At 50.2% G+C, this 21,733-nt stretch carries 12 protein-coding genes; 6 read left to right on the top strand and 6 right to left on the bottom strand.

The window, feature by feature from the left end:
* Position 1: 1 nt before the first annotated feature.
* Positions 2-379 carry an FHA domain-containing protein gene (locus IPI86_RS20280; RefSeq protein ID WP_345299832.1) on the bottom strand — a complete coding sequence of 126 codons (378 nt, stop codon included), beginning with the start codon at positions 377-379 and terminating at the stop codon, positions 2-4.
* Between the two features lie 870 nt (positions 380-1,249).
* Here IPI86_RS20280 and IPI86_RS20275 point away from each other — a divergent pair.
* The 6 genes from IPI86_RS20275 (at position 1,250) to IPI86_RS20250 (ending at position 14,415) form a co-directional block, all read left to right on the top strand.
* Complete coding sequence (locus IPI86_RS20275; RefSeq protein WP_345299831.1) at positions 1,250-3,469, top strand: ATP-binding protein; 2,220 nt, start codon at positions 1,250-1,252, stop codon at positions 3,467-3,469.
* A 24-nt stretch (positions 3,470-3,493) separates the two neighbouring features.
* Positions 3,494-7,039, top strand: coding sequence for a PAS domain S-box protein (locus IPI86_RS20270; protein WP_345299830.1), 3,546 nt, complete (start codon positions 3,494-3,496; stop codon positions 7,037-7,039).
* A 64-nt stretch (positions 7,040-7,103) separates the two neighbouring features.
* Entirely contained in the window at positions 7,104-11,621 is a 4,518-nt protein-coding gene (locus tag IPI86_RS20265) for a PAS domain S-box protein (RefSeq protein WP_345299829.1), read from the top strand.
* Positions 11,618-12,703, top strand: coding sequence for a response regulator (locus tag IPI86_RS20260; protein ID WP_345299828.1), 1,086 nt, complete (start codon positions 11,618-11,620; stop codon positions 12,701-12,703). Before IPI86_RS20265 ends, IPI86_RS20260 begins: the two co-directional genes overlap by 4 nt.
* A 6-nt stretch (positions 12,704-12,709) precedes the next feature.
* Positions 12,710-13,357, top strand: coding sequence for a response regulator transcription factor (locus tag IPI86_RS20255; RefSeq protein WP_345299827.1), 648 nt, complete (start codon positions 12,710-12,712; stop codon positions 13,355-13,357).
* Between the two features lie 59 nt (positions 13,358-13,416).
* Positions 13,417-14,415, top strand: coding sequence for an HD domain-containing phosphohydrolase (locus IPI86_RS20250; protein WP_345299826.1), 999 nt, complete (start codon positions 13,417-13,419; stop codon positions 14,413-14,415).
* A 92-nt stretch (positions 14,416-14,507) separates the two neighbouring features.
* On the opposite strand, the gene IPI86_RS20245 is transcribed toward IPI86_RS20250, so the two are convergent.
* The 5 genes from IPI86_RS20245 to IPI86_RS20225 all read right to left on the bottom strand — a co-directional run bounded on the left by IPI86_RS20245 (position 14,508) and on the right by IPI86_RS20225 (position 21,719).
* The gene (locus tag IPI86_RS20245; protein ID WP_345299825.1) at positions 14,508-15,566 is read right to left on the bottom strand and encodes a DNA-binding response regulator; all 1,059 of its coding nucleotides are present in this window, start codon (positions 15,564-15,566) and stop codon (positions 14,508-14,510) included.
* Complete coding sequence (locus tag IPI86_RS20240; protein ID WP_345299824.1) at positions 15,563-17,731, bottom strand: GAF domain-containing protein; 2,169 nt, start codon at positions 17,729-17,731, stop codon at positions 15,563-15,565. Before IPI86_RS20240 ends, IPI86_RS20245 begins: the two co-directional genes overlap by 4 nt.
* Before the next feature lie 86 nt (positions 17,732-17,817).
* A complete protein-coding gene (locus IPI86_RS20235; protein WP_345299823.1) occupies positions 17,818-18,447 on the bottom strand; it encodes a LysE family transporter in 630 nt (209 codons plus the stop codon).
* A gap of 133 nt (positions 18,448-18,580) precedes the next feature.
* Complete coding sequence (glnA, locus tag IPI86_RS20230; protein ID WP_345299822.1) at positions 18,581-19,987, bottom strand: type I glutamate--ammonia ligase; 1,407 nt, start codon at positions 19,985-19,987, stop codon at positions 18,581-18,583.
* Between the two features lie 73 nt (positions 19,988-20,060).
* A complete protein-coding gene (locus tag IPI86_RS20225) occupies positions 20,061-21,719 on the bottom strand; it encodes an ammonium transporter (RefSeq protein ID WP_345299821.1) in 1,659 nt (552 codons plus the stop codon).
* Positions 21,720-21,733 lie beyond the last annotated feature (14 nt).

The raw sequence follows: 21,733 nt of genomic DNA, 5'->3' as shown, positions 1-21,733 counted from the left end.
TTCACTTTTCCGCATGCAATTTCTGGGTCATCCCCATGGCTTTGCCAGCAAGCCTGGCATTGTTATTCACAAACATCACTTGAATACAGGAAAACGAAATAAGGTCGCTTGATATCAAAACACAGCTGTCTACGCGTTTGCTGTTTACGTAGGTACCCGCCGTTGAGTTGTTATCGTAAAGAATATATTTCCCGTCTTCATAACGGATCTCTGCATGAAAACGTGAAACCGACTCCTCCTGAAGCACCACGTCATTACCTAATTGACGACCAAGACGTGTCACCTTTTTCTCCAGGGGGATCATTTGCCGGTTAATGATCAAAAATACATTTTGGTCGCGCGAAGATGTGAAATTCGACTCTTCATTCTGGCCTATCATAAAAACCTCCAAAAATCGCATATAAATCAGATAATATAACTCTCTGATACGACGAGTATACATACGAAAGCATGAAAGACCACTCGGTTTATTACTTAAAGTGAATACGTAAAACTACCAGATATTGACAGGTAGGCACATCTACTCAAATATCGGAGCATGAGGAACACGGGGCGATAATTAAGTAAAAATACGGATGGCGTGCCTGCGGGTGAGTCGATAAGATGTATACATTGGAGTCCATCATGCTCCATAAACGGGATTCACTTCGCACCCACACCACCTCCCAGTAAACAAGAAACCCACGCGGGCATAGCCGCAACGACCCTCTCCGCAGCATTATCGATTTTTTTTACGGAGCCAATCTTTTAAAGTCCATAATACAAATGTGCTTTATTCGGCCATGATCTGTATCCTGATGGGAGTTCTGTTCAGCAACCTGCAGGAAAGACTTAAGCTGGAACAATACAATTTACAGGTATCAGAAGCCGCCTTGCGGAAGCTGAACGAAGGGCTGCTGGCTCAAAGACCTCAAATTGGAGATCGTTCGCAATGATGGGAGCATTTTTGAACGTATTGTTAATGCAGCTGCAATCTGCGATGCCAAAGGAAGATATTTACAGAACCCCTCCACCATCTCTAATACACTGAACAAAAAATAACAGAAGACGCCTTGCGCGCCAGCAAGGAACGCCTGAACTACCTGCTTGCGGAAGACACCAGCCGTAATTTTTATCACCGGGCTTTCACAAGCAATTGCTGGAGACCGCGAACGCTGCCTGAATGCAGGCGCGGATGAATACATCAGCAAGCCAGTGAGACTGCATGAACTGGTATTGTCCATCAGGAAATTGATAAGAAAAGAGTGATATGACTTCCACTACTGTTCCAGTTTCAAAAAAGACGACCCTGCCATGGGCCATTCAATGGCTGATCGAGCCCTCGGAATCCATGCCGCCCATCCAAAGACGGCAGGCCCGTCTGATGTCGATCTTTTTACTCGCACTCATTCTGGCATCCTTCCTTTATCTATTTCTTCATAATTTTACAAGTATCTATCAAAGCGATTTGAAGGAAACCATTTCCGTTACCGTTACGCTGATCGTCACATATATGATGAGTCGCCGCGGGTATTGGAAACTGGCAGGATCCATAACGATCATTTTCATTTATATGAGTCTGCTGCTATTGGTCATTACCGGGGATGACCCGCTTGAAGAGGTGGATGTACTGGCATTTGTTATTCTCCCTCTGCTGATTAGCAGTATATTCTTTTCCGCTAAAAGTGTAATTTATGTCTCTGTCCTCTTTAGCCTCGGCGAATTGAGTCTTCCCATTCTTGCCCCGCCCATCACCTACATCGATCTGCTTTCAGGGACTCTCACGCTTCTATGGACCGCAACCATCGTTATTTACATTGCCAGCCGGCATCGTGACGAAATCGAAGCGGAACGCCAGACTGAATTGGCGCTGAGTGAAAACCGCTTCCGCCAGATGGCGGAAAATATCCGCGAAGTCTTTTGGACCTATGACCTGGCTGATGACCGCGTCAGTTACGTCAGCCCGGCCTACGATCAAGTAATGGGTAATTCCATTTCCACCTTTTACAAGGATCCGCTTTCCATTTTGAATATGGTCCATCCAGATGACCTCCCACTGGCTGAGTATGCCATTCGCGAATTTATGGGCGGCAATTCAGTTTCCATCGAAGTGCGCATCACCCGCCCGGATAACAACCCACACTGGGTCTGGGCGCGCGGCTTTCCAATAAGTGACGATCAAAACAAGGTCAAGGGTGTGGCGGGGATCATTTCGGATATTACCGAACGCAAACTTGCCCAGGAAAAAATAGAGGAAGTGAATCAAACCCTCGAACAACGCGTACAGGAACGGACCAAGGAACTGGTCATTGCAAACGTGGCACTCGACAAAGCCGCAAGGATGAAAGATGAATTTCTGGCAGGCATGAGCCATGAATTACGAACCCCACTTACCGGCATTCTTGGTTTTTCAGAGGCCCTGCAGTTAAGAGCCTATGGCGAGTTGAACGAAAAACAACATAAGGCCGTAAAGACCATCGAAGAGAGCGGACGCCATCTTTTGGAATTGATCAACGATATCCTCGATCTTGCCAAGATCGAAGCGGGCAAGCTGGAACTGCAATTTGGCTCTTACTCTATTGAAGATATCTGCCAGGCCAGCCTGAAATTGACAAAAGGCATGGCGCAAAAAAAGAGACACCAGTTTCATGTTCCCACCTTCGAAGAAACGATCCACGCCTACGTGGATGCGCGCCGCATCAAACAGGTCCTGGTAAACCTGATCAGCAATGCGGTTAAATTCACCCCGGAAAACGGCGAGATCGGACTGGATGTTCAAGCTGATCGAGACGGGCAAAAGATCAAGCTGACCGTATGGGACAAAGGCATCGGCATCAAACCCGAAGACCTGCATAACCTCTTCAGGCCCTTCACGCAGATCGATAGCAGCCTTGCGCGCGAATACTCCGGCACAGGGCTTGGCCTATCGCTCGTCTATCGGCTTGTCGAGTTGCACAACGGTGGCATCGAAGTGGAAAGTACGTTTGGCGAAGGCAGCCGTTTCACGATCTCGCTGCCCTGGTCACCCGAAAATACTCCACCTATCCCACATGCCTTAATGGAGCTTCCTGGTATGTTAACCAGCAACGCACAAATTCACGCTGAATCATCCAATACACCACTGATCCTGGTCGCCGACGACAATGCGGTGGTCTTGCAAATGCTTGCCGATTTTCTTGAAATGCAGGGATATCGCGTGATCAAAGCCAGCAGCGGCGTTGAACTGCTTGAACGAGTATCAGAAACTCCCCCGGACCTTATGCTGGTGGATATCCAAATGCCGCGCATGGACGGGTTGGAAACCATTCGCCGCATCCGCTCGAACAAAGACACTGCGATTGCCGCCATCCCCGTGATCGCAGTCACTGCACTGGCGATGCCCGGAGACCGCGAACGCTGCCTAAACGCCGGTGCCAATGAATATGTAAGCAAACCTTTAAAACTCAACGAACTTACCGTAATCATAAAAAAACATTTATTGAAGAAATAATCGGAAACGCGCAAGGAAACATTTATGAAGATAATTGACCAAAAAGAGAAACGATCAATAATACTCATTCGAGGCTTTTTCACGCTGCTATCGATGGGCATCATTGCTTTTGGGGTTATCGCCTATCAGGATTTCAAAGAACATCACCACGACCAGGTGAATGACCAACTCGCCGCCATCACCAGCCTGAAAATGAATGAACTGATAGATTGGCGGGACGGTCATCTGGCAAACGCCAAGATCCTTCGCCAGAACAGCGATTTTGCAGAACACGTGCGGGAATATCCGCTTCAAATCATCCTCACATGCTTGGCATTGATCTTTGTAGTGAGCGCAGCGCTGGCAATAGTCTGGCGTGAACACCGTATGCGCTATTTTCGCCAGCAGGACAGTATGGCCGAGACATTAAGTAAAAGCGAGGAGCGTTACCACAATTTCATCATGCACAGCTTCGAGGCGATCTCACGCATAGAGCTCGATCATCCCATCGGTACCTCACTGCCCGTGGAAACACAGATCGATCTCATTTATGAAAACGCCTACATCGCCGAATGTAATCAGGCCCTGGCAGACATGTTTAACGTCTCCTCGCCTGCAGGGCTTTTGAACATTCGGCTTATCGAAGTACATGGCAGTAAAGATAACCCAGTCAACCGCACCATGTTCAGGAAATTTATCGAGAATGGTTATAAATCCATCAACGAAGAAACATTTGAAGTGACCGCCGCTGGAAAGCCACTCTGGTTCCTGAGCAACACAATCGGCATGATCGAAAACGATCACCTTGTCAGAATGTGGAGCATTACGATCAACATCACCGAACGCAAGCTCATCGAACAGCAGCTGCAGGAAGCTGAGCGCAAATATCGGACGCTGGTGGAATATTCACCCGTTGTAGTTTACATCGATGAAGTCGGGGGGGAATGGCAATATCTGAGTCCGCAAGTTGAAAAGGTCCTGGGGTATTCGCCCGAAGATCTTACAAAAAACAAACTGACCTTAAAAACACTCATCCACCCGGACGACCTTCAACAATTCCAGACCCAGCTTGATGAAAGTCTGGAAGGAGGCGGGCGGATCAAACTTGAATACAGGTTACGTTCGTTCGAGGGAAACTATGTTTGGGTCCGTGATGAAGCGGATGTAATCAAAGACCCCATAAGCGGAAAAAATTATCTACAGGGTGTTTTTCACGACATCACCGAACAAAAAAAGGCGGGAGAGGCACTGATCGCCAATGAGCGCCGCTACCGCGCCCTCATCGAAAACATCGGTGACGGAATCGAGTTGGTTGATGCCCGCGGAATTGTCACCTATGCCAGTCCATCAGCGGCGCGGTTATTGGGGCATTCGCAAGCTACGCTTTTGATGCCGATCACCTCCTTGATTCACCTGGACGATCTTGATAATGCAGCCACAGGCTTCACGAAGGTATTCACCACCCATGAAACAGTGATGCAGTCTTACCGGGCACTGCACAATGATGGATCGTGGCGCTGGCTCGAAGGCAGCGCCACCAACCGCCTTGACGACCCCGCCATTGGTTCGATCGTCGTGACCTTTCGTGATGTGACCGAACGAAAACGCGCTGAAGACGCTTTGAGGGAAAGCGAGAGTTTTCTTCAATCCATTGTTCGCAGCGCGCCGGGTTATATCGTCTCCCACGACCTGGAGGGATATTTCCTTTACACGAACCACCGCTGGCCAGATCAAAGCGATGTGGAATTCTACAACATGAAACTCCAGGACCTGCTGCACCCGGATAATGCAGATGCAGTGATGGAAGCCTTCCAAAAAGCGATCACGACCCACGAACCACAGCGGGTGGAGCAATCTGTACTTACACCCGGAGGCGGTTATCACTGGTTCGATGTCATCTACAGCCCGCGCATCGTGGATGGTGAAGTAAAAAGCCTGACCGCCTTTGCATACGATATCAATGATCTCAAAATCGCCCAGAGCGAGCTGCTAGAACTTAACAGCACGCTTGAAGAACGCTTCCAAAGACGCACGGCCGAAGTGCAGGATCTTTACGATAACGCGCCGAATGGATATCACTCACTCGACCCGAACGGAGCCGTGGTCCTCATCAACCAGACGGAATTGAACTGGCTGGGGTACACCCGCGAAGAAATTTTTGAAAAAAAGATGTTCCGGGAACTGCTTACACCGGCAAGCCAGTTGATCTTTGATGAGATCTTTCCACGCTTCAAGACAACTGGAACAATATCGGATCTAACGATTGAACTCATCCGTAAGGATGGCAGCATCCTCCCGGTGTTATTGAATGCATCGGCCATTTACGATGAATATGGCAATTTCACGATGAGCCGTTCCATCACCACCGACATCACAGAACACGTAAGGATCGAAAATGCGCTGCGCGAAAGCAGGGATGAATTAAATAGCGCCAACATCTCCCTCGAAAAAGCCGCCCGTTTGAAGGATGAATTCCTTGCCAGCATGAGTCACGAGTTGCGCACGCCGCTTACAGGCGTTCTCGGCCTGTCGGAGGCCCTGCAGCTCAAAGCTTATGGCGAGTTGAACGATAGACAATTAAAAACCATCAAATCCATTGAAGACAGCGGACGCCATCTGCTGGTATTGATCAATGACATCCTCGACCTCTCCAAGATCGAAGCTGGAAAACTGGATCTGCAACTTATGTCTTCTTCCCTCAACGACATTTGCCAGTCGAGCCTGCAGTTGATCAAAGGCATGGCGCAACACAAAAAGCAAAATATCCATTATTCAGCGCCCGACGAGCCGATCGTCTTGAACGCCGATCCCCGTCGAATCAAACAAGTCCTCGCAAACCTGCTCAGCAATGCCGTCAAATTCACCCCGGAGAACGGCGAACTGGGGCTGGAGATCGAAACTGTCCCATCAGAGAAAAAGGTCAAGCTGATCGTATGGGATAAGGGCATCGGGATCAAACCTGAGAATATGCACAAGCTCTTCAAACCCTTTACCCAGATCGACAGCAGCCTTGCCCGCGAATACTCCGGCACAGGTCTTGGGCTTTCACTTGCACATCGCCTCGTCGAATTACATCATGGCGATATCGAGCTGGAAAGTGTCTTCGGGGAGGGCAGCCGCTTCACGGTCATCCTGCCCTGGTCCACGCAGGAACCGTCACTCCAGATCAATGAACAGGAATCCCTTGCACAGATCCAGTTTGAAAAGCCCGGCGATTCTCCAACGGTCATGGTCGCCGATGACAATGAAACAGTGCTGGAGTTGCTCACAGATTTCCTCGAATCAAAACAATACCGCGTGATCAGGGCTCACAGCGGCGACGAGCTGCTCTCAAAGGTTGCTGAAATTTGCCCCGATCTTATATTGATGGATATTCAAATGCCCGGCATGGATGGATTGGATACCATCCGCTGCATCCGATCCAACGCGGACCTGGTAATTGCTTCGACACCCATTATCGCTGTCACCGCCCTGGCAATGCCCGGCGACCGGGAACGCTGCCTGCTCGCCGGTGCGGATGATTACATGAGCAAACCCATGAAGCTGAATGAATTGGCCGCACTGATTCGAAAAATGAAACGTAAAAAATAAAAACAGGCCATTGACGGGAATTTCCGTCGAAACGCTCTCAAAGCAGCCCATAAGGAACTTGTCGATGAATGAAACCACTCGCATCTTGATCGTTGAAGACGCATCTATAGATATAGGCTTCGCAATGCATGAAATCCGAAAAACGATTCCGCATTGTGAGTTTCAACGCGTGGAGACCCAATCCACCTTCATGAATGCGGTTGAGGAATTTAAACCTGATCTGATCCTCTCAGGGTACCAGATGCCACACTTTAGCGGCATGGAAGCGTTGAAACTGGCAAGAGACCATACACCGCAAACGCCGCTGATCATTTATACAGACTCACTGAACGAGGATGTCATCGTTGAATGCATCAAAGCCGGTGCGTATGATTGTGTCCACAGAAATAATATCAGGCGGCTTGAGTCAGCAGTCACCCATGCATTGGAAGAAAAAAAGTCCGCCGCAAATACACAGCACATCACCGGGCACAAACTGGCTGAAAGGTCCCTGCGCGAAAGCGAGGAAAAGTTCCGCTCCATTATTGAGCAATCCAATGACGGCATTATCCTGATCGACGAACAGGGTATCATCATCGAATGGAATAAGGCGGCAACCCACATCACCAGTATTCCACGCGAAAAGGCGTTGGGCGCTCCATTTTGGGAAATTCAATACCAAATGCTCACGCCGAAACGCCGCGAAAGTCTTTCTTTGGAGGAATACAAAGAAGTTTTTACACAAATGTTCCAAACCCGAAAAAAGGAACAACTGGAAAAGACTGTGGAAATCGAGTTTGTAACAATAAACGGCGAAATCAAATTCCTCCATCAGACTTCGTTCATCATCACAACAGAAAAGGGAATTCGAATCGGCGCTATTGTTCAAGATATCACTGAACGCAAACTGGCTGAAGCGGCACTGCAAAAAAGTGAAATACGCTTTGCATCAGTATTCCGCGTCAGCCCGATCAGCATGGCGATCACACGCCTCAGTGACAACTGCCTCTTGGACGTCAATGAAGCCTGGCAGGTGATGACGGGTTTCCAAAAAGAGGAAGTGCTCGGCCACTCCATTTTGGAGTTTGCCAGTTGGGCAGATCCTTCTGAACGTCAAAAACTGCTTCAACAACTAAAAGAACACGGCCAGATACAGAATTTCGAATTCCAACTCATGCACCGTTCCGGCGAAATTCGGCAATTGTTGATGTCGGCGGACCTGATCGAACTTGCCGGAGAAGCGTGCATGGTGTCGCTCGCGCTTGATATTACAGAGCGAAAGAAAACCGAAGAGGAACTGCACAGAAGCAAGGAAAGATTCCATGCCCTCGTTCAAAACTCGGCAGATCTGATTGCAGTCATCGACGAAACAGGTATCATACAATACGCAAGCCCAACCTCCGAACGGATTCTGGGGTACACCACAGCGGAGTCAATAGGCAGGAATTTTATCGAATGGGTGCACCCCGAAGACATCCCGCTTGCACTCGAATCGCTTATCAGCCGCAGCCGAGAAGCGGGGACGGCCAATCAAAGCATTGAGGTGCGCGGACAACACAAAGACGGCACCTGGCGCGATATCGAAGTGCTTGGCACAAACTTATTGACCGACCCGGTGATCAAGGGAATTGTCTTGAATATGCGGGATATCACCGGACGCAAACAATCTGAGAAAGAAATTGCCCAAGCTGAGGAACGATTCCACAAGGCTTTTTACTCGGGACCAGTGGGGCTCGCCATTACCCGCGCGTCGAACAGTGTCTTCATCGAAGCCAATGATGCCTTCTCCAGGATCGTCGGTTTCAGCCATCAAGAACTTATTGACCATACATCGTTGGCCTTACAGATCACCACTCAAGATCAACGCGATGAATATGTTGAGTTAATAAAGAGAGATGGGTGCATTCGCGACAAAGAAATGACATTACGCCATAAAACCGGCGAAATACGCATTGTCCTTGGTTCGATGGAAATTATCGAACTTAACCATGAAACCTGTGTGCTTTCCACCGCCATTGATATTACCGAACGCAAGCATGCGGAAAAGTACTTGCAAGAGTCTGAAGAAAAATATCGCGCCCTGTTCCAAAACGCCCAAATAGGCATGTTCCGCTCGCTTGTCGAAGACTCTACCATTCTTGCGGTCAACCCAAAGTTTTGTGAAATATTTGGATACACTGAACAGGAATTGCTCTCGAAGCCCGCATTTTTACTTTGGGCACAGAGGGAAGATCGAGACCAAGTGGTGTTGGAGCTAAAAGAAAAAGGGAGGCTTAACGATCACGAAGTCGAGATCCGTACAAAAAACGGCGACGTCCGCACTCTCCTGTTGTCAGCTCAATATCTGCAGGATAAAAGCTACATGGAAGGCTCAGTTATGGACATCACTTCGCGCAAGCAGGCAGAGGACTGGGTGTCGCGCCTGAATCACCAACTGGAGGGAATTCTGAATTCTGCAGGCGAGGGTATCTATGGAGTTGATATTGAAGGCAGAATCACATTCATCAATCCGGCCATGGCAAGAATCATTGGCTGGGATACTGCCGACCTGCTCGGACACAGAATGCATTCGATCTGCCATCACACACGCACGAATGGACAGCCATACCCTGAAAATGAATGCCCGGCCTTCCTGGCTTTCCATGATGGGATCGCCTGTCCATCGTCAATCGATTTCTACTGGCACAAAGACGGCAGGATGATCCCGGTCGAAAATACCATCACCCCCATTCGCGAAGGTGACAAGTTAGCCGGTGCCGTGGTGGTGGTCAGCGACATTACCAACCGTCTGCAACTGGAAAATGAAACCAATCAGCATGTCACAGAAATGGAAATGCTCTATGAAAGCGGCCTGGCGCTCAGTCAACTCCTAAGCCCGAGGGAGATCGGTCAAAAGATCATCGAGCTGCTCGAGAAAAAAATGAACTGGCATCATACCGCGATCCGCCTGTATCATGCCAAGACCGATTCACTGGAATTGCTTGCTTTTAGTCAGCCAAATATAAAAAACGAAAAACAGCACAGTGATGTGGAAAAGCATTTCAACAATAAAATATCAAAACCCGGGGATGGTTTGAGCGGCTGGGTCGTCCAAAATTTTCAGATCATTCGTAATGGCGATGTAAGCAACGATCCCCGCTACAAGGAAACATACCCCGGCTTGAACTCCGGGCTGTATGTACCCATAAAAATGGGGGCAAGCATTTTCGGGGTGATCAGTATTGAAAGCGAAAAACCAGATGCCTTCAGTGAAGCAGACGAGCGTCTTGTTGTGACACTTGCAAATCAAGCTGCTGTCGCATTTGAAAATGCCCGCTTATTTCAGACAGCCCAACAGGAGATCATTGAACGCAGTCGAGTCGAGCAATTACTTGCCACAGAGAGAAATCAACTCGCCCAGCATGTGGAAGAACGTACAGCCGATCTCCTCCACGCAAACATGGATCTGGCACGCGCCTTGCGTGTGAAGGACGAATTCCTGGCCAGCATGAGTCATGAGCTCCGCACTCCGCTCACGGGCATCCTTGGCTTCTCCGAAGCCTTGCAGTTAAAAGCATACGGCGAATTAAGCGAAAAACAGGTAAGGCCGATCAAAGCCATTGAAGACAGCGGCCGACATCTGCTGGAGCTGATCAACGATATCCTTGACCTCTCCAAGATCGAGGCAGGGAAACTTGAACTGCAATTTGCGGCCTGCTCCATCGCGGATATCTGTCAGGCAAGCCTGCAGATCATTAAAGGCATGGCCCACCACAAGAATCAGATGGTCCATTACTCGCCAACCGATGAACCGATCGCTGTTTTCGCAGATTCCCGCCGCCTCAAGCAAGTCCTCGTTAACCTGCTTAGCAACGCCGTAAAATTCACCCCGGAAGGCGGCGAACTTGGGCTGGATATTGAACCCCTCCCTGTAGAACAAAAAATTAAATTAAGCGTATGGGATAAAGGCATTGGGATCAAGGCCGATGACCTGCCCAAACTCTTCAAACCATTCACACAGATCGATGGCAGCCTCGCCCGTGAATACTCCGGCACAGGGCTTGGCCTGTCACTGGCGCATCGCCTGGTGGAATTGCATAACGGTGAAATTGTAGCGGAGAGTATTCCCGGCAAAGGCAGTCGCTTCATCGTCACCCTACCCTGGCTGCTGCAAACTCAAAACATGATCTCACACAAGGCTGAAATCAATAAGCCAGATAGTTTTGAAGACCCTGAAAATTCCAACTCCATCCTGATCATGATCGCAGATGATAATGAAACCATATTGAGTCTAATCGGAGACTTCCTTGCCTTGAAACAATACCGTGTCATGAAGGCTCACAGCGGCATGGAATTGATGCAAAAAGTCACCGAGATTCTACCCGACCTTATTCTGATGGATATCCAAATGCCTGGCATGGACGGACTGGAAACCATCCGCCGCATTCGTTCACATTCCATTCCAGCGGTGGCCTCCATTCCAACGATCGCGATCACTGCGCTGGCCATGCCAGGAGACCGGGAACGATGTTTGCAGGCAGGCGCAAATGAATACATGAGCAAGCCCGTCGAATTACAGAAGCTTGTATCGACCATTCAAAAACTGACGGAGAAACAAAAATGAGCGAACAACCCTACACCATTCTCATCATTGATGACGAAGAAATAACACGCACAACCCTCGCCGCCTTGCTTGAAAAATCCAACTTCCTCGTGGAAATGGCTGAAGACGGAATTCAAGGGATTGAGCTTGCCAGGCGAATCCACCCCGATGTCATTCTTCTGGATGTGATGATGCCGCGCATGAGCGGATATGAAGTATGCAAATATATCCGCGCAGACGCCAAGATCGCCGAAGTACCGATCATCATGATCACCGCTCTTGACGACCATGATGCAAAATTGAGCGGACTAAGCGTCGGCGCAGATGATTTTCTTTCCAAGCCATTCGACAGGCTCGAATTGGAGATCCGCCTGCAAACACTCAAACGCGTAAATCGGTACCGCCATCTCATGGAAGAACGCGAAAAGCTTCAGGAAGCCCTCACCGAACTATCCAAAAAACATGAGCAATTGCGTCAGCTGTCCCGTCAAATCCTTGAAGCCCAGGAGAACGAAAGGCGGCATATCGCCGTGGAACTGCACGACGAGATTGGCCAGCTTGTGACCGGCTTGAAATTGATTCTGGAACGCAAACCTGAAGACATGTCCACCGTGATCACGGAAGCACGCGCTGTCACAGCCGAATTGTTCCAGCATCTGCGTGAAATGTCTCTGAACCTTCGGCCTACCACGCTGGATGATTTTGGTCTTTCTGCCGCGCTCGACGGCCTGCTCAAGCGCTTCACAAAACAAACCATGATCACGGTCAATCACAACATAAATCCGCTTGACGATCAACGTTTCGACAAGATGATTGAAACGACTGTCTTTCGCGTGGTTCAGGAGGCTCTTACCAATATCGCCCGCCACGCAGAAGTAAATATTGCCAACGTCACCATGACAGTCGCGCCCAGTCATTTACAGGTCAGCATCACAGATGCAGGAAAAGGATTCGACCTAAAATCGAAGGACCAGAATATCTCTATTGGTCTTTCAGGTATGGCAGAACGCGTAAACATGGCAGGCGGACTATTCACCCTGCAATCGACCCCCGGCAAAGGCACATTTATCCTGGTAGAGTTTGAATTGAAAACAACGGAGTAGCCCATCATGATGCATATAAAGATTATTCTTGCAGACGATCACAAACTGGTGCGACAAGGCGTCCGCTCCCTGCTTGAGGCTCAACCCGGTTTCGAAGTGATCGGTGAGGCCAGCGACGGGCAGGAAGCCTATAAATTGATCGAGACCCTTTCGCCGGATATCGCCTTTCTGGATGTCATGATGCCCAATCTGAATGGCATTGAAACCGCGAAGCTGGTACGTCAACGCGAACTGAAAACGAAGATCATCTTTCTATCCATGCACGCTAATGCGACTTACGCCGTCCGCGCCCTGCAGAGCGGCGCGCTCGGGTATGTATTAAAAGATTCAGATTTTAGTGAAGTATTGAATGCCGTTGAGCACGTAATGGAAGGCAGGCGTTATCTTAGCACTGCAATTGCCGATGAAGTACTCGAAATGCTTTTAAATGCCGAGGCAGGAAAAGACGAAACTCTCGACCTTCTATCGCCGCGGGAACGTGAAATCCTGCAGCTTGTAGCCGAAGGAAATTCCAACGCTGCCATCGCAGACAAATTATCACTCAGCGTACGTACAGTCGAATCTCATCGGCTGAATCTGACCAAAAAACTGCGGATCACCTCCCATGCCGACCTGGTTAAATTTGCGATCAACCAGGGCTTGATCACTTCATGACCCTGTATCGTATCCACGACAAATGAGTTAACTGGAAATGAGTTCGAGAGGAAAACACAATGCACACTGAGCGTCCAAAAATTTTGATTATTGACGACGATGCCATTGCCCGTGCCGCAATTGAAGGACTACTGGCGAGTGAGCCCTACGATACATACTTTGCTTCGAATGGGTTTGATGGAATATCCATGGCCATCAGCCTTCACCCCGATGTCGTTCTGCTGGATGTAATGATGCCAAAAATGAACGGCTTCGAAGTATGTCGAAGCATTCGGTCCATGCCCGAGATCGCTGAAGCGCCGATCATCCTCATTACATCACTAGACGATCATGAATCACGCATCCAAGGGCTGCGAGCGGGGGCAGACGATTTCGTCACCAAACCATATAACAGCATGGAATTATTTGCGCGCCTGCAAACCATTCTGCGCTTAAATCGCTATCGTCGCATTGCAGAACAACAAGAGGAATTACAGGCCTTAAATAAGGAACTTTTATCCGCCTATAATAGAACCATTGAAGGCTGGTCTCAAGCGCTTGATTTACGAGATAGGGAAACGGAAGGCCACACGCAACGCGTGACAAACCTGACTCTTAAATTTGCCACGGCCGTCGGATTTTCAGATGCCGACCTTGAACATGTACGCAGAGGCTCGCTCCTGCATGACGTAGGAAAGCTGGGCATCCCCGATTCGATCCTGCACAAAGCGGACAAATTAACCGACGAGGAGTGGATCACCATGCGCAGGCACCCAGTCTACGCTTATCAATGGCTTTCCTCCATCGATTTTCTTGGGCCCGCACTGGATATCCCCTACAGTCATCACGAAAAATGGGATGGCTCCGGATATCCGCGCGGCATCAAAGGAGAGGAAATCCCCCTTTCAGCGCGCCTCTTTGCAATCGTAGATGTATGGGATGCGCTTTGCTCCGACCGCCCCTATCGACATGCCATGTCCAAGGCGGATGCATTGGAATATATCCGCAGCTCAGCTGGCACACATTTCGATCCTTCGCTGGCAAGAGTTTTCATCGAACTTATCAAAGACGAAATTTGACACCCACCTCTGATCCGCGCTTCAACCAACAGGGCATGAAAAAGACTTCCTTTGCAGGAAGTCTTTTTCATTTGAAGTCCGCTACAAAAAATCTACCCGCCAGTGATCCTGGCCGTTGCAGCAGTCCGTGTATGGACATCCAATTTCTCGAAGATGGCTTTCAAATGTCGCTTGACGGTATTCGTCGTGATAAATAATTTTTCCGCAATTTCTTTGTTGGTCAGACCCAATGCCAACAGATCCAGTACTTCACGTTCGCGTTCTGTAAGGGCGTTCAACTCACTGGTTGATTGACTCTTCGATCTCGTCTCTTCGACCACGCGGCGGAAAGCAGCTCGGTCGAAAGCCTGCTTTTCGATGAAGGCAGAAATCGCGTATTCAGAATAGACCCGCTGAATCTCTTCCGTCTCTGTGATGCCGCTGACGACAATGGATGGAACTCCTTCAGACCGCGCAGTCGCCAGCAGTTGATAGCCATCTTGATTCGAACTATCCAACGATGTGCTCAAAGATAAGTCAATCACGGCGAGGGTAAATTTTTCCTTGCGAAGATATCCGAAGGCATCACCAAAACTTGCACAGGCGCGGACCTGGAATCCTGCATCGCTCAATAATTCTTCGAGGATGCTTCTCCAGCCTGCATCATCTTCCACAACGAGGGCTTTTTCATTGGGAGGCTTTTGTGGAGCAGCCAACCCTTTTTCAGCGGAGGAAGATGTTCCAGTTCCAGAAGCAGGCGCGGGCGCGGAAAGAGGCGGTGGGCTGACGAGGATCCTGTACACGATGTCGCGGAATTGGCTTCGGTGGAAACTTTCCTTGCGAAGAAATGTAAACGCACCATAATCTGTGAGCGCAGTGACAGCCAATTCAACGGTTGCAAAACCAGTGAGAAGAATCGCGCGGCAATTGGGGTCAAGGCGGCGGATGGAATCAAGCACGCGCAAACCATCCACGTTGTTGTGATCGTTCGGCGAAAGTGAAAGATCTACAACGGCGAGGCGATGCGGCTGGGCTTTGAGCGCAAGAGCAGCGGCATCCACACTGCTGGCAACATCCACTTCAAGGCCGCAATCCGAAATGATCTCGCTCAGAATTTGCTGCCAGGAATTATCGTCATCCACAACAAGGGCACGCAGGGCTTGCGGCGTCATAATTGATTCTCCACGCGCGGCAGGCGCAAAATAAATTTCGCGCCATGCTGGCCGTCGCTTTCGACAACCACAGAACCACCAAGGCGCGTCATCAGCGTTTTCACCCACCAAAGACCGAAGCCCAACTTGCCAGGCTGCACACCAGCCCGCCCTGAAAAATTCAGTTCAAAAATTTGGTTATGCAATTCAGGTGATATGCCAGGCCCGTTATCGATCACAGAGACCTCCACCCAATCCGCACCCACATGGCCGCGAATGGTGACGCTTCCATTTCCATTCATGGCAGCGTTTGCATTTTCAATTAAGTTTTTGAAAACAAAAGTAAGGCTTTGCCCGCTGGCTTTAACCATCGGCAGCGCATCCAATTCTTCAACGTTGATCTGCAAACTCGGCAGGATCTGCACTCCGCGAATCGCATCTGAAACGCAAGTGGCAATGCGAACATTTTCCATGCGAATGGGACGCAAGTGCGAAAGATTTTCCTGAACGATCTGCATTGCCTCCATCGCGCTGCGTTCGATCTCACTCAGGCTCTTATTGAGGTACGCATCGCTTTCAAGCACCTTGCTGTATTTATCTTGAATGCCTTGCACCCGCACAGGGATAATGCCAACTTTGTTGTTCATGTTGTGCAGCAGGTTCGCTGAGATGTCACCCACCGCGGCGAAGGTCTCTGCCGTCCAATGCTGTTCCTGTGACTTGCGCAATGCCTGTTGACGCGACTCATTTTGAACAGCGAGCACGGCATAGTTGGCGAGACATGCCAACACTTTATTATCCCATTCCGACTTTGCGCTTCTCGCTTCGCGCGCGCCCGTATCTGCGTAGAACACCCCAAACATTCCCAACGCCTTTGCATCTTCTCCTGCATGCAAGGGTAATGTAAATAAATTGGGAGAATTGATCTCATCGCCATGAAGCACGCCATCAGAGGATGCAAGCTGTAATTGTCCCTGCTCATTGTTCAACCAAATTCCACTTGAAGACGAATTCAGCAGATCATTTGCCATCAAACAAAGCTGGTCGAGAACCTTCAGGCTTGGCTGCGAGATCAGTAATTGAGCCGCTTCCTGTAAAGCATCCAACAAGCGGACTTCTTGAATAGCCGTAATGGCATGCGTTGCCAACGACTGGAGCATGTGACTGTCATCCTCAGTAAAGCCGCTGACTTTGGGGCTTTCCAAATTCAGCACACCTTCCAAACGTCCGCTGGCGTTGATGAGCGGCACGCACAACTCGGAACGCATCTCCAATTTTGAATCCAATGGATAATAGATCTCAGACCATTGCTTGTCGCGCAGGTCACGGATGAGCAGTGGCTGACGAGTCCGCGCTACATGCGCCATCACGCTCGCGCCATTGACGGGCAGCATTTCCACAAGCGGTCTTTCCAAATGCACCGAGCTGACCGCGCGAGTGACCAGAAAGTCGCCGCTCTTATCCAGCAGGCGGAAAATGCCGTATTGGGCATTGGTCAATTCGAGGGCAAATTCAAGGATCGATTCAAGGGTTTCTTCGAGGCGCAAACGGGAGGAGATGAGCATCCCTGCATGGCGCAGGCGGTTCAATTCATTTTCTTTTTGCGCAAGGTTGCGTTTGATCCCCGCAATGTGGCGGGCATGGAAGATCGCCATCGCCGCCTGATTGACAAAATTATCCAACATCAATTGTTCGATCTTCGTGAACTCGCGTTTTTCGTACAGATAAATATATAAAATCCCCACAGCCTGCTCGGCAACGATCAGCGGGAAGCAGCCCACCGCATTCACGCCCAACGCCGCATGAAAGGGATGCACATCCAGATCATGCTCTTCGTAGGATAATGTTCGGCGTCTGCGCTCAATGGTGCGGATGCCTATTCCACCAGGACGCGGGGCATCGTCCAAATATTCTGGATTTTTGGAAAGGGCGTGTCCCTCAGCCTGAGCAGAGACTCGCGACTCTGCTTCAAACCTGCCCGTGTCCTGATCGTATGTGTAGATCACCGCCGAAGACCCAGGCACCACGCGAATGGCACTCTCCACGATTAACTGCAAACTGACGCCGCTATTGTTCGCGTCTCCTGGGCCAATATGATTGATCGCATCACTGATCTGGTTCAGGCTGGCGAGGACTTCAAGCAGTTTTGATTCGTTAATTTCGGGAGGAGGCTGTCTTTTTTCCATTAAAGTAATTCTAACTGATATGCATGGTGCGGACGGTCTTTTTTGTACACAGGCAAATACGAATGTATTCTGTGCATGGCAAATATTTACACCAGACTCTGGGCGGTTTGTAAGCCAAGTTGAATGGCGAAGTACACCATGGCGGCGCCGCAGGTGAGATTGACCCAGCGGAAGAAATTATTCGTCATCCACTGTTTGCCCCAGGCAACGAGCCCTGCCATGACAAAGCACCACAAGATCGCGCCAGCCAGAAAGCCAGTGAAGAAGATGGCAAAATGAATTGGTTGCGGCCCACCTGTGATGGATGCAAAGACAGTCGTGCCAAGACCTGTCCAAAAAACGATGTTGAGCGGATTGCCGAGGGAGAGAAATGCGCCGCTGGCAAAATCTCCATGCGCAGATGTGGACTCGGAAGTGCTCAGTCCATTGCCGTGGCGGGCATCTTTGAAAGCATCCCATGCGAGTTTGAGCATCAGCAAAATGCCGATCAAACTCAGGGTGGTTTTGGCGATGGGGTTTTGAATGAGGAAGGCAAGACCAGTCAGTGCGATGATGGCCCAGGTCGTGTCACCCACGAGGGAGCCGAATTGAACATACAAGGCAGGGATAAATCCACGGGCAGAACCGCGGCGAACCGTCTCAGCGGTGATGATGCCAGGCGGAGCGCAGAAGGAGATCGCGAGAATGAATGAGGAAATAAAGAGTGTAGTGTGCATGGCTATTTTTTGTTTTGTAGGGGCGGGGTAACCCCGCCCCTACCAGGTTAGAAAAAGGCGACAGCTGGTTACAGGCCCATTGGTCTGCAACCAGCTGTCAGTGTACGCGAAGCGTGAAGCGGCTTACAGTCGGTTAGGCATCAAAGTACATGACGTATTCGTGCGGAGTTGGGCGCAGGCGAATTGCATCCACTTCGTGGGTACGCTTGTATTTGATGTATTCCTCGAGGAGGTCAGGAGTGAAGACGCCGCCCTTGAGCAGGAAGTCGTGATCGGCTTCGAGAGCATCGAGCACTTCGCCGAGGCTGGAAGGAACCTGCTTGATGAGCTTCTTCTCTTCTGCGGGCAATTCGTACAGGTCGCGATCTTGAGGCTGACCGGGATCGATCTTGTTCAAGACACCATCGAGACCAGCCATGAGGATGGCAGAGAACGCGAGGTACGGATTGCTGGTGGCATCGGGCGCGCGGAATTCGACGCGCTTTGCCTTGGAGCTTTTGTTCGCAGGAATGCGGCAGATGGCCGAGCGATTGCGCTGTGAGTAAGCGATGTTGACGGGTGCTTCATAACCAGGCACGAGGCGGCGATAGGAGTTGGTGGTCGGCGAAGTGAGCGCGAGCAACGCAGGAGCATGCTTGAGCAAGCCACCGATATAGTAAATAGCTGTTTGGGAAAGACCTGCATAGCCCTTCTCATCAAAGAAGACGTTCTTGCCGTCTTTCCAAAGTGAAGAGTGAACATGCATACCAGAGCCGTTATCACCGAAGATGGGCTTGGGCATGAAGGTGACGGTCTTGCCGTTCTGGCGAGCTACATTCTTGATGATGTACTTGTAGAGCAGGAGATCATCAGCCATGCGGGTGAGCGTGGTGAAGTGCATGGACATTTCGCTCTGACCAGCGGTGGCGACTTCGTGGTGATGCAAGTCCATTGAAACGCCAGCAGCTTGCATGGCAAGCATAAATTTGTTGCGCAGTTCCTGAAGGGTATCAGTTGGGGTGGTCGGGAAGTAGCCGCGCTTCGGCTGGATCTGCCCGCCCTTGCTGCCTTCACGATTGCTGCTCCACCAACCTTCTTCCGATTCGATGGAGAAGGATGATTCATATGGAGTAGATGCGTAGCGAATGCCGTCGAAGACGAAGAACTCCGCCTCAGGCGCGAAATAGGCTGTTTCGGCGAGACCCGTGCTTTTTAAGTACGCTTCAGCTTTTTGTGCCACATAACGCGCATCGCGAGAATAGGGTTCTTCGGTGAACGGGTCAAAGACGTTGCAGGAGATCACCAAAGTGGGGGTGATGGCTGTGGGGTCAACGAAAGCAGTCTCGGGGTCAGCCTTGAGGAGCATGTCTGATTCGTGAATTTCCTGAAAGCCGCGAATGGATGAGCCGTCGAAGGGAATGCCTTCGCTGAAGAAATCCTCTGTCAGACGCTGAACAGGCATGGTGAAATGCTGCCAGGTACCAGGTAAGTCAATGAAGCGCAGGTCCACAACCTGAACGCCTTTTGCCAATTCCAAAACTTCTTTAATTGTCTTTGCCATAATTGCTTCTCCTTACAATGTTTTTTGGTGTCGTATAGGGCGGGATTATATGGGTAGGGTTCGGGTAGGTCTATTACCCAAACGGGTACTTAAAAATAAAACATGGCGACTGGTAAAAAACCAATCGCCATGTACCCCCTCTGAAGGGGTAATCTGTTGTGGCAGGATGTGCCGAGAAGCCAGGTTTGCTTACTTCAGGCGCACCCACATCCTGCGGTTCCCAATCCACGGGATACCCCACTGCACCCATTTCCGAAATATCCAAGCCTTGCAATTCCACTTCGCGGGAAACGCGCAAGACTTTGAATGCAGCAAGCACTTTGAAGAATACATAAGAGAGGCCAAAGACGAAGGCAAAGATACTGGTCACTTCGGCAAGCTGTGCAAAGATCTGAGTAGTGCCGCCATACAGCAAGCCTGTCACTGCGGATTCAACCCCGTTCCATGCGGCGGTGTCAGGGTTGCCATTGGCAAAGATACCGACAGCCAGCACACCCCATGCGCCATTGAACAAATGAACAGGGACAGCGCCCACGGGATCATCGATCTTGAGTTTATCCAGCAAGGCGGTTGCCCAGCACACGATCACACCAGAGACCAGACCGATTACAACAGCAGCCCACGTATCCACAAAAGCACAAGGTGCAGTGATGGCAACCAAGCCAGCCAAAACCCCATTGACCGATAATGCAGGATCTGGTTTCTTGGTTGGGCCAACCAGCCATGCATACGCCATGGCTGAAACGCCGCCCGCCGCGCCTGCCATGAGTGTGTTGATGGCAGCGATCACCGCAAGGTTACGAAATGCGCCGACAAATCCCAAGGACGAACCAGGGTTGAAGCCAAACCAACCGAAGAACAAAATGATCGTTCCCAAAATTCCAAGCGACAGGTTATGACCAGGGATCGTATTGGCCGAACCATCCTTGTTGAACTTACCAATGCGCGGGCCGATCACGATCGCACCAGCCAAGGCAATTGCGCCGCCGATCAAATGCACCACGCCTGAACCAGCAAAGTCCACTGCGCCGTTACCAAGCCCGGCCGCGCGTCCCAAATTCTGCAGCCAGCCGCCGCCCCAAACCCATCCGCCCGCAATCGGGTAAATGATCATGCTGACCCACAAACTCATGAACACAAAACCAACAAACTTCAATCGCTCCGCCATCGAACCTGTCGGAATGGTCGCGGCCGTATCCATGAAAACCATTTGGAAGAGGAAGAAAGCCAGAACGCCAGCATTTGCACCAAGGCCGCCCAAAAGAAAGCCGCTTCCGCCAAGGAAACCATATTGACCAAAGCGGATGAGAGGAGTCGCGAGCAAGCCTGACCAATCACCGAGGGTAATGGGCGAATGAGCCCACTCGCCTCCAACCGCGCCGACAGTTGATACTGCTGGAAAAGCAGCATTTACCGCGCCGAATTGAAAAGCAAAACCAACCAACCAGTAGCCCACCGCGCCAATGCAGAAGACCATCATATTCATCATCATGGTGTGGGCGACGTTCTTGTTGCGGGTGAAACCAGTTTCCACCAAGGCAAAGCCTGCCTGCATGAAGAAGACGAGGAAACCGCCAACGATCATCCACAAGATGTTGATGCCCAAGGTCAGGTCAACTACTTCGTCTGACGGCGGCGTGCCATCCTGTGCAAAAGCGGGAGTGACGAAGACCAGAGCCATCACCATCACCAGAGACAAAATCCATACCCAGCGTTTTTTTATGTAATTCATTTCTCTCTCCTAGA

The sequence above is a fragment of the Candidatus Villigracilis affinis genome (genome assembly GCF_016705895.1).
Classification (GTDB): domain Bacteria; phylum Chloroflexota; class Anaerolineae; order Anaerolineales; family Villigracilaceae; genus Villigracilis; species Villigracilis affinis.
Note: the sequence above shows the minus strand (reverse complement) of the source record. Positions and strands in the feature narration are given on the sequence as shown.